Below are 14,091 nucleotides of genomic sequence, written 5' to 3'. Positions count from 1 at the left end.
GGGCACGGCAGCTCAGGGGGTCGCGAACGGGGGCGGGGCGTCTTCGGTACCCCATAAGGGGGCTGCATCGCCGGGTTTGTGCCTTTTCACAGGTCAAGGGCAGGGCGGCAACCCATATCCACTCACATTGGAACCCATCCGAACTCACAAAAGTAGCGCTTGTTTCCCAACGAGGCTCACATCAAAACCCAACCGTTCTCACATTCAATCCCAACCCTTCTCACAGACATTGACGTAAGTACCTGTCACGACACAGGAAAATGCAAGCCCAACTCTTCAATATCCCAAGTGTTTATTGCAAACTAACCAAGGCACCGTTGCACGTCTAATGTGAATTGACTGAATCACAATGCAAAGGCATGATGTGAAACCACTTTATTGCCGCTGCAGCGCATGGACGAGGAAGAAAATTCACATTCACGGTCTCCGCCACGGCAATCACCCTCCGCCGAGGAACAGAGCGTGGCCAAGGCCAACGAGGCCATTGCCATTCGTCCCAAGCGCGGTCGGCTCACCTTGCTGTCGCGCCGCATCTACAACGCGCTGCTCTATCACTCCCAGCGCCAGGGCGTGGACGAGCCGGTCTACAAGCTGACGCTGAGCGAGCTGATCGGCGATGCCCGTTTCAATTCCAACAACACCGAACTGCTGAAATCGCACCTGCGCGACATGCAGGCCACGACCATCGAGTGGTCGACCAGCAGCAGTTCCCTCAAGCGGTGGGTGTCGTCGCAGTTGCTGGGTACCGTCACGATCGAGGAGCAGGGCAGGGGACGGCCCTGCATGGTGACCTGGCGCTATCCCGACGAAATCAAGGAGCGGCTGGTCAAGCCGCACCAGTACACCCGCGTGCTGCTGGAGATGAGCAGCCAGATGCGCAGCTATTCCGCCGCGGTGCTCTACGAGATCGGCGCGCGCTATCTCACCTCGCCCGGGCGCCTCTCGATGCGAGAGGACGTCGTCTGGTGGGCGGCGGTGCTCACGGGCCGCAGCGACATCAAGGAGGTGGACTACCGCTTTCTCAAGCGCGACGTCATCAGCAAGGCGCTGGCCGAGATCGACGCGCTGTGCGAAGACTTCGGGCTCGAATTGATCGAGCACAAGCGGGGCCGCAAGATCGAGGAAATCCAGTTCAGGGTCGTCCCCAAGGTCCAGCAGCGCCTGGGTGACATCAGTGCTGCGAACCGGAATGTCTTCGACCTGGAACTGGTCGGGCGCCTCATTGCCCTGGGCCTCAAGCAGGACGAGGCACAAGACCTCTACGCCACGACCGACGAAGGCCAGATTCGCGCCACGCTTGACCACGTGGACCAGCGGCTGCGCAACGCCGCCATGCCGGAGCTCAAATCGCCCGCCGCCTACTTCAAGGACGCCCTGAAGAAGGGCTACGCCGGCGTGACCGCGATGGAGCCTGCAACGGGTGGCAACGGACAGCCGCCCGCGCTCGCGCCCCCCACGTCGCCGTTGTCGGAGGCCGACCGGCTGCGGCGCATCCGCGAACTCTGGGAAAACGATCGCATGGGACAGGCCCGCGCTGTCTTCGCCGAGATGCCGCAGCCCATGCAGACCGAAGTGCGCACACGCTTCGAAACCGATCGGCTCGACCAGATGGCCGCTCCCATCGCACGTGCCTGGCGGCGCGACGGGCCGTCGAGCCGCGTGGCCGCGACCACCTTCTACCGCTGGCTCGCGCAGGACACCTGGCCCGAAGAGCCCACCGACCGGGTGCTGCTGGATTTCGCACTGCAGCGCGGCGTGGCAGGCATCTAAGTCCTTTTTTCCAGTCGCTGCTGCCTGCGAATCACAGCGGTTTGCTCATGCGCAAGAGCGGCACCGCCACACCGCCGCGATCGTCCGCGACGCGCTCGCAGGGCTCATAGCCGCAGGCGCGGTACAGCGGCTCGCCTGCCATGGTGGCCATCAGCTCCACGGTCCTGAAGCCTTCGGACCGCGCCGCCTCCTCGCAGAGGGAGAGAATCAGCCGCCCCGCGCCCTTGCGCGTGTGCTGCGGGTGGGTGTACATGGCGCGGACCCGCGCCGCATCCTTGGCCGGATCGAGCAGCACGGCGCTGCGCCCGGGCGACTGGTCTCCGCCATAAAGGGTGGCGCGGCGGCTCCATCCGCCGCAACCCGCAAGCTCGCCATCCGCTTCCACGATGAAATACGTTCCGTCGTCGATGAGCTGGGTGTCCAGCCCCATGATCGCCCGGCTCGAGACGATCTGGCGCTCGTCGAGAAACGGCTTCTGCAACTCCGATATCGCTGCGTCCATCAGCGCCCTCAGCGCCTCGAGGTCGTCGCGGTGGGCAAGCCGGTGGGTCAGGGTTGCACGGGTCATGGCTCTCTCTCTCTTCTCTCTCTCTCTCTCTCTCTCTCTCTCTCTCTCTCTCTCTCCTCGGGCGCCGCCGGGGCATTCACCCGTTCAGCGTAGACCAACCCACTGCTCGGCTGCAAGCGTCGCCGAACGCTCGAGAAGACACGGCCCTTGGTGGCGGCCTCCATCGCAAGGTACGTAGTTTCCCTCGCCTGCGCGTCAGATAGCGATCAGCTACGCAAAAGAGCATTCGATCGTCCGGCGCTTCATCCGGACGGAGACAAGCCCGGCCATATTCACTTGCCGGTCGCGTTCGATAAACCCACCCAGATCGGGAACGTATGAGAAACAGAAATCTTGTCAGGGGACTTTTCCTCATGGCAATTGCGCTGGCCTTCGGCCTCACGGCGCTTCGCTACCCCATTGGAGACCTGAGCCGCGCCGGGCCCGGTCTTTTCCCCGTCATGGTGAGCAGCTTGCTGCTGCTGATCGGCGTCTCCACAGTGGTGCGTTCGTTCTTCGTCGAGCCGGTGCGGCTGGATCTCCACTTCAAGAACATCGCCCTCATTCTCGCAAGCCTGTGCGGTTTCGCGTTGATCTCGATGTACCTGGACATGGTGGCGGGCATCGTCTTCATGGTGTTCTGCTCGGCCTTCGCGGGCAGTTCGAACTCCTGGGTGCGCAACGTGAAGATCTCCGCCGGCCTCATCGCCATGGCGTTCGCGCTCCAGAAACTCCTCGGCTTGAACCTGCCGCTTTTTTGAGGCCACGACCATGGAAGTCCTCCACAATCTGGCGTTCGGTTTCTCGCACGCCCTGACCTGGCAGAACCTGATGTTCTGCGCCATCGGCTGCACGGTGGGAACACTGGTCGGCCTGCTGCCGGGCCTCGGCCCGCTGGCAACCATCAGCCTGCTACTGCCGCTGACCTATTCGATTCCCACGACCGGTGCACTCATCATGCTGGCCGGCATCTACTACGGTGCCCAATACGGTGACAGCGTGAGCGCCATCACCATGAAGATCCCGCATGCGAGCAGCATCGTGGCCTGCATCGACGGGTATGCGATGACGCTGAAGGGGCAGACGGGCCTTGCGCTCTTCACGGCCGGCTTCTCCAGCTTCATCGGCGGCACGGTCGCCATCCTGGTGCTGTCGTTCTTCGCACCGATGCTGGGTGAGGTCGCCTTCCTGTTCGGTCCCGCGGACTACGTCGCAATGATGCTGGTCGGCTTCGTGTGCGTGAGCTTCGTCACGACCGGCAGCCTGCTGAACGGCCTGGCAATGTGCATGATCGGCGTGCTGCTCGGAACCATCGGCACCGACGTGAACAGCGGCATGGCGCGCTTCACGCTGGACATGCCTTTCCTGACCGACGGTGTCGGCATCGTGAGCATTGCGCTGGGCTGCTTCGGCATTGCCGAGATCACCAAGAACCTCGACTCCCGCGAGGAGCGCTCGCCCTTCAACGGCAAGATCAACCTCATTCCTACCTGGGCGGAATTCAAGCGGATCATCCCCAGCGCGTTGCGCGGCAGCGTGGTCGGTTCGCTGCTGGGCATCCTGCCCGGCGGCGGTCCCACCATCGCGCAGTTCGCGGCCTACGCGCTCGACAAGAAGGTGAGCAAGTACAAGCACGAGATCGGCACCGGCTGCATCGAAGGCGTGGCCGGCCAGGCCGCGGCCGACGAAGCCGCGGCGCGCACCAGCTTCATCCCGCTGATGAGCATCGGCATTCCCGAGAACGCCGTCATGGCGCTGATGCTGGCAGCCTTCATCATCAAGGGCATCCAACCGGGCCCGAACATGATCGGCGCCCACCCCGAGCTGTTCTGGGGCCTGGTGGCCAGCATGTGGATCGGCAACGTGTTCCTCTTGGTGCTGAATGTGCCGCTGGTGCGCTACTGGCTCTCGGTGTTCAAGATCCCGTACAGCGTGCTGTTCCCGTCGATCCTGTTCTTCTGCTGCATCGGCACCTACAGCGTGAACAACAACCTGGAAGATGTCTTCATCACCTCCGCCTTCGGATTCATGGGCTACATGTTCATGCGGCTGGAGCTGGACGCCGCGCCGCTCATGCTCGGATTCATTCTCGGTCCAATGCTCGAGGAGAACTTCCGCCGCGCGATGCTGCTGAGCCGCGGAAGCTTCGGCACCTTCGTGTCGCGTCCCATCAGCGGCACCTTGCTCAGCATGATCGGCATTTTCGTCGTGTGGCAGGTGGTCTCGTTCATTCTTCAGGCCCGCAGGAAAGGCGCCATTGCACGCGCGCCCATGGCGCTGGAACCGCAGGAGTAGGACCTCGGCCCGGTGCGCCACGCATGGATCAGGAATCCGGCGTGAAAAGCACCGTGCCGTGCGCATGAACACGGGTCCGGTCGTCCGCGCCTTTCATCACGCCCTGCAATTCGAGGATGCTGCCGCCTTTCGAGTGGGCGGCAATCGACGTCACCTGCCATTCCATGAGGACCGTCTCGGTCGCGAGCACCGGGCGCAGCAGGTCGACCGAGAAGCTGGTGCCCAGCACGCTCCCTCTCCTGGCGAAGTGCGTGGCGGTGAGTCCCAGCAGGAGAGACGTGGTGTGGGTGCCGCTTGCGATCAGTCCGCCGAAGCTCGTGCCGCGTGCGAACTCCGCATCGTGGTGCAGCGGGTTCTCGTCGCCCGCGGCCATCGCAAAGCGGCTCACCTGTTCCTCGTTGAACGCATGGGTCCGCACGAAGCGGTATCCCGGCGCGATCGGCGCGCCCAACGGTTCGGTCTCATTCATGGCGGGACAGCGATGTAATGGCTTCGCGGCTGCCGGCCTGCTGGCGCAGCCGGAACTTCTGGATCTTTCCCGTGGCCGTCTTCGGCAAGCTGCTGAATATCACCCGGCGCGGACACTTGAAGTGGGCCAGCCGCTCGCGGCAGAAAGAGATGATCTCTTGCTCGGAAGGCGCCGGCGCACCCGCCCTGAGCTCGATGAACACGCACGGCACCTCGCCCCATTTCTCGTCGGGCTGTGCGACGACGGCGGCATGCAGCACCGCGGGGTGGCCATGCACGACGCCCTCGACTTCCACGGACGAGATGTTCTCGCCGCCGGAAATGATCACGTCCTTCGACCGGTCGGTGATCTGCGCGTATCCATTGCCATGAAGGACCGCGACGTCGCCGGTACGGAACCAGCCATCGGCGAGCGCCTTGCGCGTCGCGGGCTCGTTCTTGAAGTAGCCCATCATCATCGTGTTCCCGCGCAGCATCAGTTCCCCTGCGGTTTTTCCGTCGTGCGGAACGGGCTCGAGCGTGTCTGCGTCGCCGACCATGAGACCTTCGAACATGGCGGCTCGCACGCCCTGGCGCACCCGAAGCTTGCCCTGTTCCGTCTGCGGCAGTTCGTCCCAGCCGTCTTGCCACACGCAACTCACCGGCGTTCCGGAAACCTCCGTGATGCCGAAGACGTGCTCCACGTCGAAGCCCATGGCCAGAACCGCATTCAGCACGGAAAGAGGAGGGGGAGATCCGGCGGTAAGGACACGCACCGGACGAGACAATCGGACGTGCCGCGCCGAGTCCGCGAGCATCGCCATCACGGTCGGCGCTGCGCAGAGATGATCGATCTCATGCTTGTCGATGGCTTGCAGCACCGCTTCGCCGGACACCCGGCGCAGGCAGACATGGGTACCTGCGGCCGCCGTGATGGCCCAGGTGAAGCACCATCCGTTCGCGTGGAACATCGGCAGCGTCCACAGATACTTCGGTGCGCGCGGCATCGCCCAGTTGGTGATTTGCAGCAGGCTCATCAGGTAGGTGCCTCGGTGGCTGGCAACCACACCCTTGGGATCGCCTGTCGTACCGGAGGTGTAGTTCAGGGCGATCGGCTGCCACTCGTCGCTTGGCCATCGTCCGGGAAAGCGCGGATCTCCGCTCGCCAGCAGGGACTCGTAGTCGGTCTGGCCCATGCTTTCACCGGGCGGAGCGAGATGGTCTTCGATGTCGACGACGACAGGAGGATTCTCGAGAAGCTTCAAGGCGGCCGCGACCGTCCCGGAGAACTCGCGGTCGACCATCAGCAGCTTGCACTCGCCATGGCGCAGGATGAATGCGATCCCTTCAGGGTCCAGGCGGTGGTTGATCGCATTGAGCACGGCGCCGGCCAAAGGTACGCCGAAGTGCGACTCCAGCATGGCCGGTGTGTTGGGCGCCAGGACGGAGACCGTGTCCCCCGGCAGGATGCCCCTGGCCACCAGCGCCGATGCCAGGCGATGGCAACGCTCTCGCGTTTGCTCCCAGTTTCGCGACAGGTCGCCATGCACCACCGCCAGGCGCTTCGGATGTGCCAGGGCGGCGCGATCGAGGAAGCCGAGCGGCGTCAGCGGCACATGATTCGCCTCGCAGCGATCGAGGCCTTCCCCATAGGATTCCGCACTCATGGTTTTGTCTCCTTGGCGGTGTTGTGGAACGTCGTGAACGTGGAAACCGGCTCTCGTTCAGTGACGAGCGAGTTCTCGATCGAAGACGGGTCGGCGTAGCCCAGGCTCATGCCGCAAACGAGCATCTGGCCCGCGGGAATTTCCAGCAGCGCGGCGATCTGGCGATGGAACTTCAGGAAGGCGGCTTGAGGGCAAGTGTGGAGATTGCGGGCTCGCGCGGCGACCATCACGCTTTGCAGGAACATGCCGTAGTCCAGCAGGCTTCCTTCCTGGAGCGCGCGGTCTACCGTAAAGAACAAGCCCACGGGTGCATCGAAGAACCGGTAATTGCGCCCGTGCTGCACGTGCATGCGTTGCTTGTCGCCCTTGGCGATTCCAAGCAAACCGTAGAGATCCCAACCCACCTTGCGGCGCCGCTCCAGATAGGGGGGAAACCATTCGCGCGGGTAATAGTCATAAGGCTCGGCCAGTTCCCGAAACCGGCCAGGATCTTCATCGAGCTGCGCAATCGCAGCGGACAGGCGGGTCTTCGCAGGGCCAGTGAGGACATGCACATGCCAAGGCTGCATGTTCATGCCGGAAGCGCTGTAACGTGCCGTGGAGAGAATCGATTCGATCTCTTCTTGCGAGACCGGACTGGGCAAGAACGCCCTCACACTGCGCCGGCTGGCGATTGCCCAATCGACTGCGTCCCGCAGGGCTTGCGCGTTCAAAGGCGGCGCCATCATTCGATTCATTCCAGATACCCTTGCAATTCACGGCCATGCACCCGCGGCAGGTGCTTGTTCATGGCCACTCTATCGGTCAAGGGTTTGCGGGTCGATGCCCAAAGACAGCGGCACGGCCGAGGTAACCGGGCACCCCTCCAGTACTCCGAGTGCAGTGGCTTCAGTCCCCGCGCCAGAACGCTGGCGGCTATTCCGCCGTGGGCGCTGCCGATCGATAGGCACCGGGGCTGACCCCCGTCCATTTCTTGAATGCGCGATGGAAGGCGCTTGTTTCCTGGAAGCCGGTCCGCTCGGCAACTTCGGCCACCGTCAACGACGCACTCGACAAAAGATCGATGGCGATGTCGCGCCGCAGATCGTCTTTCACCCGCTGGTAGCTCAGGCCCTCCTGTTGCAAGCGCCGTTGCAGCGTGGTGCCGGACACCGAGAGTTCCTGCGCGAGCTTCTCCAGGTCGGGCCATGCATCGGGCAGCTGGCTGCGCAAGCGATGTCGGACCTGTGCGCTCGTGCTCGCGTCGTTGCGATACTTGACCAGCAGATTGGCCGGCGCCGCTCGCAGGAAGTTGTCGACGGACTCAGGAGATTCAGCGATCTTCAGATCCAGCAGGTCGCTCGCGAAAGTGATGTGCGTGGTCTTGCCGTTGAACTTCACGTTCTCGCAGAACCGCGTGCGGTAGTGGCTGTCATCGCCAGGAGGCGGGCATCGGAACTGCATCTCGCGCAAAGGAATCCGCCGGTGCACGAGCCAGCATGCCAGCCCATGCACGAGGATGAACCAGGTGCCGTAGCCGAACAGCCGGCGCAACACGCCGCCGTCATGCAGGATCACGCACGCCTCGTCCGCCGACCGGACCAGCTCCCCCTGAAAATCATCCAACGTCGCGTGCAGGAACCGGAGGATGCGGCGAAGGGCGTGCTCCAGGTTGTCCGAGCTGACCGCGGCGCGTGTCATGAGCGCGTAGCTCCCCCGGCGCAGTCCATGGCTGTCGAGGCCGAAGAACTCGTCGTCCATCAGATCGGCCAAGGCGACCCACATCCGCGAATATGCCGCGGCCGACACGCGCGCGCGCGGTGCGTTGAGCAGGTCGCGATCGAGCTTCGCGGCTTCGAGGACACGGGCGAGGTCCATGTTCCGTAGCGCGGCGGCATGGATCGCCTCGTGCACCAACTCGATGGAAACCGTTCCCTTCAAGCCTGCTGACTTCATACGAACCCCGCTCAAGAATCGTCAGTCGGGGCGCGCCCGGCCTGGCTGCGGGCCTCGGGTGGCCTTGCTTGCCGGCCTGCGGCGCGTGAGCGCCAGGTTGGCCGTCAGCATGGCCGCCACCAGCGTGACCAGCCACGAAAAATACACCCACAGCAAGAACATGGGCAGGGCCGCGAACGCTCCGTACAGCGCCTTGTACGTCGGCACCTTCACAAGATAGTTGGTGAAGCCGCGCTTGCCGAGCTCAAAGGCCACGCTGGCGATCAAGCCGCCCGCGAAGGCATCGCGCAGCCGCACCTTGGTGTTCGGAACGAGGTAGAACATGCTCGTCAGCACGGCCAGGCCGAGCAGGAGCGGGCCGAGGTCGAGCACGAATGCGAGGGAGCGCGGGAGCGCGCCAATGAGGCCCAATGAAACGCCCAGCAGGTACGACGTGGCCCACAGGCTCAGGCCCAGCACGGGGGGACCGACGGCCAGCATCAGCAGGTACAGGCCGACCCGTTTGAAGAACGGCCGGTTCTTGCGGACCTTCCACATCTGGTTCAGCGCGTTTTCCACCGTGAGCAGCATCGCGATGGCGGTGCCCAGCAGGAAGAGCGATCCGACCCAGGTGAGGCCGCTGGCATTCCCGACGAACTGGTTCAGGTACTTCAACACCGTGCGGGCGATGTCGGGCGGAAGCAGCCTGTTCAGCAGAAACTCCTGCAGGGCATCCTTGAACCGCGTGAAAACCGGGAATCGTATGAACAGCGCGAAGCTCGCTGCCAGCAAGGGCACGATGGACAGCAAGGTCGTGAACGCCAGGCTGCCGGCGACCTGGGGCAGGCGCTCTTTGCGGGCGCGGTCGATGGTCAAACGGGTCAGTGTGAACATGGTTCGCAGGGGGAGAAAACTCGAATGGCTCGCGGCCGCGAGGACCGCTGCCAGTGCGCGCAATTGTGATCGGTAGATCGGAGACTTCTTCGGCCATGACGGCGCAGCGTCAAAGGAAATCTTCGGCCACTACCAGCGACAGTACCGACCAGCGAAGCCTCTGGGCCCAGTTCGATTCCGGCTCGCGGTGCAACACCCATTGGCGCCCGTCGCGAAGAAAGCTCCATTGCAGGCCGCCGCGCGGCGCGGTTGCCTCGCTCACGCTGAAGCTTGCAGGCATGCGCACCCGCTGGATCAGCTCCGCCAGCTCGCCGGCCAACGCAGGGCTCTCGACGATCAGGCCCAGCTCGGTGTTGCAGTGCGCCGAACGCCGGTCCATGTTCATCGACCCGACATAGAACCAACGCCGGTCGACCACCGCCAGCTTGGCGTGCAGGCGGCCCAGGGAACCGCGGGAGCCATCGGCGACGCTCCAGGCCGGATGCGGTCCGCTGGCCGGCATGAGCTCGTACAGCATGGCGCCCGTCTGCAGGAGTGCGCTGCGGTAGCGTGCATAGCCGTAGTGCACCAGCGGCTCGTCGGTGGTCGCGAGCGAGTTGGTCATTACCGACACGCGCGCGCCTTCGCGGCTCGCATGGGAGAGCGCCTCGATCATGCGGGGCATGGGCACGAAGTAGGGCGAGACGACGAGCACCTCGGAGCGTGCGGTGCGCAAGAGGTGGAGGTTCGCGGTCATCACCGCGCCCTCCCGGCCTTGCGATGGTCCGGCTTTTTCGGCGCTGCCACCGGCGTCGTTGGCCGAAAGGCCTCGCGCCACCGTATCGGCGATCACGCGCACCTTCGCGGGTACCAGCTCTACCCGTCCCTGTGCCAGCTGCGCGCCGACCGGGCCGCGCCCCAGCTCGTCGTGCTCGTCGCCAAGAGGCACCCAGCGCCCGAGGTCGCGCACGATCGCCGCGAAGCGCTCGCGCGCCTGGACCGGCGCCGTGCCGCCGCCGGATGCAATGGCCTCGAAAGGATAGGACAGCGCTCCGTTCCAGAAGGCATCGAAGCTCGCCGACAGTGCGCGCACGGCAGGCCCCGCCAGAAGCGCGTCCATGTCGATGAAGTTGGCCGGCTTGCTGCGCCCGAAGTACTCGTCGGCGATGTTGCGCCCGCCGGTGATCGCAAAGCTGTTGTCGGCAATGAAGAGCTTGTTGTGCATGCGCCGGTTCACGCGGCCGATCTCGTGCAGCGACAGCAGCACGCGCGTGCGCAGGCCGCCGCTGCGCACCGGCAGCGGGTTGAACACCCGCACCTCCACATTGCCGTATGCGGCCAATCCGGCCAGCAGCTGGTCGTCCCCGCTCGTGTACAGGTCGTCGACCAGGAGCCGCACGCGCACGCCGCGATCTGCCGCGTCGCGCAGTTCGCGCAGGAACTGCCGCCCCGAGATGTCGTCGGCCACCAGGTAGTACTGCGCGTCGACCGTGTGCCGTGCGGCCTGTGCGAGCGCGATGCGCGCCTCGAAGGCCTGGTCGCCGCCCGGCAGCAGGCGCACGCCGGACACATCGGACACATCGGCCACGTCGGCCACGTCGGCCGCGGCACCGAGCAGGCCCGGCAGCGACGCGGCGGCAATGCGCGCCAAGGCGCTGCCTTCGACGTCGGTGCGCGCCTGCGATGCGACCCGGTGCACCTCGCCCGGCAATGCGGCGCAGCCCGCCAGCAGCGAGAGAGCGGCCATGGCCACGCCGCACAGCCAGCGGGCGAGCTCCACGTGGTGCAGAGCCAGGATGCAGTACCGGCACGCAAGCGGCTCCCATGCGGCACGCAGCGCGGCAAGAGACTTGGAGGTGGTGGTCATGGCGGTCCTCGGTGCATCGGATGCGAAGTGGCAATCGATGCAGGCAGTCTTCCGCGCCGCGCCCGCCGCAACAATTGAACGCAGCGGCTAGGCCGCCGGCTGCCCGCGATCCAGGCTGCGGCCTAGTCCCGCGGCGCAGTGCGGCATGGCCATCCGACTAGGCCTTTGGTGTAGAGTGCGGGCGCTCGCTTATTGGGGGGCTTTGCGCTAACCTGCGTGCGGACGGGGAGGGTCACCGTAGACGAGAGGCCTGTATGAAGGTTCTGCTGGTCGATGACCATGAGATCGTCTGGAACGGCACGCGCCTCCTGCTGGAGCGCATGGCCGCCGAGATCGAACCCGGCCGCCCCTTCCACTTCGAGGCCGTGCGGGATGCCGAGCAGGCCTGCCAGCTGGACCCCGCCGGCGTCGACCTGCTGCTGCTCGACTACCACCTGCCCCAGCTCTCCGGTGTGGCCGCGCTCAAAGCCGTGAAGGCGCACTTCGAGGCCACGCCCGTGTGCATGCAATCGGCCGAAAGCTCGCCGCAGCGCGTGCGCGAGGTCATCGAGGCCGGCGCGGCCGGCTTCATTCCCAAGTCGTACCGGCTCGAGGACATGGAGGCCGCCCTGCGCGTGGTGCTGCGCCACCGCATCTACCTTCCGGCCGAGTTCGTGCTGGCCGACGACGTGACCCGCGCGCGCGAGCCCGACGAGCTGCCGCGCGAAGACCTTGCCGGCTTCCTGCGCGTGGAGCTGTCGCCGCGCCAGCGCCAGGTGCTGGCTCTGGCGATGCGCGGCATGCCGGTCAAGCTGATCGCGCGCCAGCTGCAGATTGCCGAGGGCACCGTGAAGGTGCACCTGTCGATGGTCTACCGGGCGCTGGGCGCGCGCAACCGCACCGATGCCATGTGCCGCGTCTTCGACGCGCAGGCGGCCTGGGCGCTCGAGGCCGCCTAGCATGCCGGCCGCGTCTGATGAATTGGACGAGCGCCGCCTGCAGGTGGTCGCCGAGCAGGCCGTGGGCTTGCGCTGGCAGATCCTGCTTACCGCTGTCGTGGTGGCCGCCATCGTCTGGCGCGACGTCCCCGCGCCGTGGGTGCTCGCCTGGTTCGCGGCGGTGATCGCCAGCCGCGAGTGGCGCGCCGCCGCGCTCGCGCGCATGGCCGCCGACCGCGCCCGCCCGATCGCCGAGCGGCTGCGCGCCACTGTGTACTGGAACGTGCTGATCGGCGCCTGCAACGGCTCCGCGGCGCTCTTCATGGCTCGCCTGGACCCGACGCTCGATGCGGTCCTCACGATGATCCTGGTGTCGTGGGGTGCGGGCGCTGTGTCCACCAGCGCCACCGTGATGCCTGCTTTCCTGGCCTACGCGGCGCTGCTCTTCGCGCCCACGGCCGTCATGTGGCTGGCGGCGGGCGGCTGGCTCGGCTGGGGCGTGGGCGCGCTGGTGCTGATGTTCTTCGGCGTGCAGACGCGCTTTGCCCGGCGCAACCTCGAGACCTTCGAGGAATCGTTCGGCATCCGCGCCGAGAACCAGGCGCTGGCCACTTCGCTGGAGTTCGAGCGCGCGCAGCTGGCCATCGCCCGCGACCAGGCGGTGCGCGCCAACAACGACAAGAGCCGCTTCCTGGCCGGCGCCAGCCACGACCTGCGCCAGCCGTTGCAAGCCATGGCGCTCAACGTGGGCGCGCTGCGCCACGTGGCGATGGCGCCCGATGCGCGCGCGATCGTCGAGGTGGTGGACAGCAGCCTGGAGCAGTTGCGCGCCATGCTCGACGCCCTGCTCGACGTGTCGAAGCTCGACGCCGGCGTGGTGGTGGCCCAGCCTCAGCGCGTGCGGATCGACCGGCTGCTGACGGCCGTGATGGCCAGCTTCGGCGCCGCGGCGTCGGCGCGCGGCGTCGGACTGCGCGCGGACTGCCCGATCGGCCTGGAGGTACGCACCGATCCCGATCTGCTGCGGCGCATGCTGGCCAACCTCGTGGACAACGCGATCAAGTTCTCGCCCGCGGGCGGGCAGGTCGAGGTGCGGATCCGCTCGCGGGAAGCGCCCGACGCGTCGAAGGACGAAGTCGAGCTGACCGTGCAGGACAGCGGCCCCGGCATCGCGCCCGAGAACCACCGCCTCGTGTTCGAGGACCTGGTGCAGCTCCAGGCGCAGGGCGCCGGCGCAGCGCCCGCCGCGGGGCATGGCCTGGGCCTGGGCATCGTGCGGCGCATGGCCGAGCTGCTGGGCGTGCCAGTCGAACTCGAGTCCAGCCTCGGCGCGGGCGCCTGCTTCCGCCTGCGGCTGCCGCGCGCCGCGCCCCTTGGCGCCGACGGTTCCGAAGGTGAGGGCGCAACTGCGCCGTGGAGCCTGGCCGGGCGCTGCGTGCTGGTGCTGGAGGACGATCCGATGGTGCGCGGTGCCTACCTCAATGCGCTGGGCGCGATGGGCTGCCGCGTGCTGTCGGCCGCCACGCTCGACGAGGCGCTGGGGCAGGTCGGCGAGCCCGATGCGGTGGTGGTCGACTGCCGGCTCGGCGGTGGCGTCTCGGGCTTCGATGCCGCCGAGCGCCTGCGCGCGCGTCGTTCCGCAGAGCCTGCATTGCCGATCGTCATGGTCACGGCCGATACCGATCCCGCCGTGGTCGAGGCTGCGCGGCGGCAGGCGCTGCCACTGCTGCGCAAGCCCGTCGACGACCGGGGGCTCGGCCGCGCGCTGGCCGCGGCCATCGAAGGTCCCTGAAT

12 protein-coding genes are annotated in these 14,091 nt (G+C 66.1%); 5 read left to right on the top strand and 7 right to left on the bottom strand.

The window, feature by feature from the left end; all coding sequences use genetic code 11:
• Positions 1–462: 462 nt before the first annotated feature.
• On the top strand, positions 463–1,770 hold the full coding sequence (locus J2X92_RS04430; protein ID WP_307573687.1) for a replication initiation protein: 1,308 nt from the start codon (positions 463–465) through the stop codon (positions 1,768–1,770).
• Between the two features lie 31 nt (positions 1,771–1,801).
• On the opposite strand, the gene J2X92_RS04425 is transcribed toward J2X92_RS04430, so the two are convergent.
• Positions 1,802–2,338: a GNAT family N-acetyltransferase gene (locus J2X92_RS04425; RefSeq protein ID WP_307573686.1), complete on the bottom strand. Its 537-nt coding sequence runs from the start codon at positions 2,336–2,338 to the stop codon at positions 1,802–1,804.
• 317 nt (positions 2,339–2,655) lie between these two features.
• Between J2X92_RS04425 and J2X92_RS04420 the strand changes: the two genes are divergently transcribed.
• Both J2X92_RS04420 and J2X92_RS04415 read left to right on the top strand, forming a co-directional pair.
• Complete coding sequence (locus J2X92_RS04420) at positions 2,656–3,078, top strand: tripartite tricarboxylate transporter TctB family protein (protein ID WP_370878325.1); 423 nt, start codon at positions 2,656–2,658, stop codon at positions 3,076–3,078.
• A 10-nt stretch (positions 3,079–3,088) separates the two neighbouring features.
• Positions 3,089–4,612, top strand: a complete 1,524-nt coding sequence (locus J2X92_RS04415; protein ID WP_307573682.1) for a tripartite tricarboxylate transporter permease — start codon at positions 3,089–3,091, stop codon at positions 4,610–4,612.
• Positions 4,613–4,640: 28 nt separating this feature from the next.
• Here J2X92_RS04415 and J2X92_RS04410 read toward each other — a convergent pair whose 3' ends face one another.
• The 6 genes from J2X92_RS04410 to J2X92_RS04385 all read right to left on the bottom strand — a co-directional run bounded on the left by J2X92_RS04410 (position 4,641) and on the right by J2X92_RS04385 (position 11,380).
• Positions 4,641–5,081 (bottom strand): MaoC family dehydratase, encoded by a 441-nt coding sequence (locus J2X92_RS04410; protein ID WP_307573680.1) that lies wholly within the window; start codon positions 5,079–5,081, stop codon positions 4,641–4,643.
• On the bottom strand, positions 5,074–6,726 hold the full coding sequence (locus J2X92_RS04405) for an AMP-binding protein (protein WP_307573678.1): 1,653 nt from the start codon (positions 6,724–6,726) through the stop codon (positions 5,074–5,076). The genes J2X92_RS04410 and J2X92_RS04405 overlap by 8 nt, the downstream gene beginning before the upstream one ends.
• Positions 6,723–7,463 (bottom strand): nitroreductase, encoded by a 741-nt coding sequence (locus J2X92_RS04400; RefSeq protein ID WP_307573676.1) that lies wholly within the window; start codon positions 7,461–7,463, stop codon positions 6,723–6,725. The genes J2X92_RS04405 and J2X92_RS04400 overlap by 4 nt, the downstream gene beginning before the upstream one ends.
• 178 nt (positions 7,464–7,641) lie before the next feature.
• Entirely contained in the window at positions 7,642–8,661 is a 1,020-nt protein-coding gene (locus tag J2X92_RS04395) for an AraC family transcriptional regulator (protein ID WP_307573675.1), read from the bottom strand.
• 21 nt (positions 8,662–8,682) lie between these two features.
• Positions 8,683–9,534 carry a YihY family inner membrane protein gene (locus tag J2X92_RS04390; RefSeq protein WP_307573674.1) on the bottom strand — a complete coding sequence of 284 codons (852 nt, stop codon included), beginning with the start codon at positions 9,532–9,534 and terminating at the stop codon, positions 8,683–8,685.
• A 109-nt stretch (positions 9,535–9,643) separates the two neighbouring features.
• Positions 9,644–11,380, bottom strand: a complete 1,737-nt coding sequence (locus tag J2X92_RS04385) for a phospholipase D-like domain-containing protein (protein ID WP_307573673.1) — start codon at positions 11,378–11,380, stop codon at positions 9,644–9,646.
• A gap of 254 nt (positions 11,381–11,634) precedes the next feature.
• Here J2X92_RS04385 and J2X92_RS04380 point away from each other — a divergent pair, with 254 nt between their 5' ends.
• The gene (locus J2X92_RS04380; protein WP_093013509.1) at positions 11,635–12,318 is read left to right on the top strand and encodes a response regulator; all 684 of its coding nucleotides are present in this window, start codon (positions 11,635–11,637) and stop codon (positions 12,316–12,318) included.
• 1 nt (position 12,319) lies between these two features.
• The gene (locus J2X92_RS04375) at positions 12,320–14,089 is read left to right on the top strand and encodes a hybrid sensor histidine kinase/response regulator (RefSeq protein ID WP_307573670.1); all 1,770 of its coding nucleotides are present in this window, start codon (positions 12,320–12,322) and stop codon (positions 14,087–14,089) included.
• Positions 14,090–14,091: the final 2 nt, after the last annotated feature.

This window comes from Variovorax paradoxus (assembly GCF_030811855.1).
Lineage (GTDB): Bacteria > Pseudomonadota > Gammaproteobacteria > Burkholderiales > Burkholderiaceae_C > Variovorax > Variovorax paradoxus_L.
Note: the sequence above shows the minus strand (reverse complement) of the source record. Positions and strands in the feature narration are given on the sequence as shown.

What these genes read in the sequence shown, in the direction of transcription:
- J2X92_RS04380 (WP_093013509.1), top strand. Translation starts at nt 11,635, where the DNA reads ATGAAGGTTCTGCTGGTCGATGACCATGAGATCGTCTGGAACGGCACG.
- J2X92_RS04415 (WP_307573682.1), top strand. Translation starts at nt 3,089, where the DNA reads ATGGAAGTCCTCCACAATCTGGCGTTCGGTTTCTCGCACGCCCTGACC.
- J2X92_RS04390 (WP_307573674.1), bottom strand. Translation starts at nt 9,534, where the DNA reads ATGTTCACACTGACCCGTTTGACCATCGACCGCGCCCGCAAAGAGCGC.
- J2X92_RS04375 (WP_307573670.1), top strand. Translation starts at nt 12,320, where the DNA reads ATGCCGGCCGCGTCTGATGAATTGGACGAGCGCCGCCTGCAGGTGGTC.
- J2X92_RS04410 (WP_307573680.1), bottom strand. Translation starts at nt 5,081, where the DNA reads ATGAATGAGACCGAACCGTTGGGCGCGCCGATCGCGCCGGGATACCGC.
- J2X92_RS04425 (WP_307573686.1), bottom strand. Translation starts at nt 2,338, where the DNA reads ATGACCCGTGCAACCCTGACCCACCGGCTTGCCCACCGCGACGACCTC.
- J2X92_RS04420 (WP_370878325.1), top strand. Translation starts at nt 2,656, where the DNA reads ATGAGAAACAGAAATCTTGTCAGGGGACTTTTCCTCATGGCAATTGCG.
- J2X92_RS04385 (WP_307573673.1), bottom strand. Translation starts at nt 11,380, where the DNA reads ATGACCACCACCTCCAAGTCTCTTGCCGCGCTGCGTGCCGCATGGGAG.
- J2X92_RS04400 (WP_307573676.1), bottom strand. Translation starts at nt 7,463, where the DNA reads ATGAATCGAATGATGGCGCCGCCTTTGAACGCGCAAGCCCTGCGGGAC.
- J2X92_RS04395 (WP_307573675.1), bottom strand. Translation starts at nt 8,661, where the DNA reads ATGAAGTCAGCAGGCTTGAAGGGAACGGTTTCCATCGAGTTGGTGCAC.
- J2X92_RS04405 (WP_307573678.1), bottom strand. Translation starts at nt 6,726, where the DNA reads ATGAGTGCGGAATCCTATGGGGAAGGCCTCGATCGCTGCGAGGCGAAT.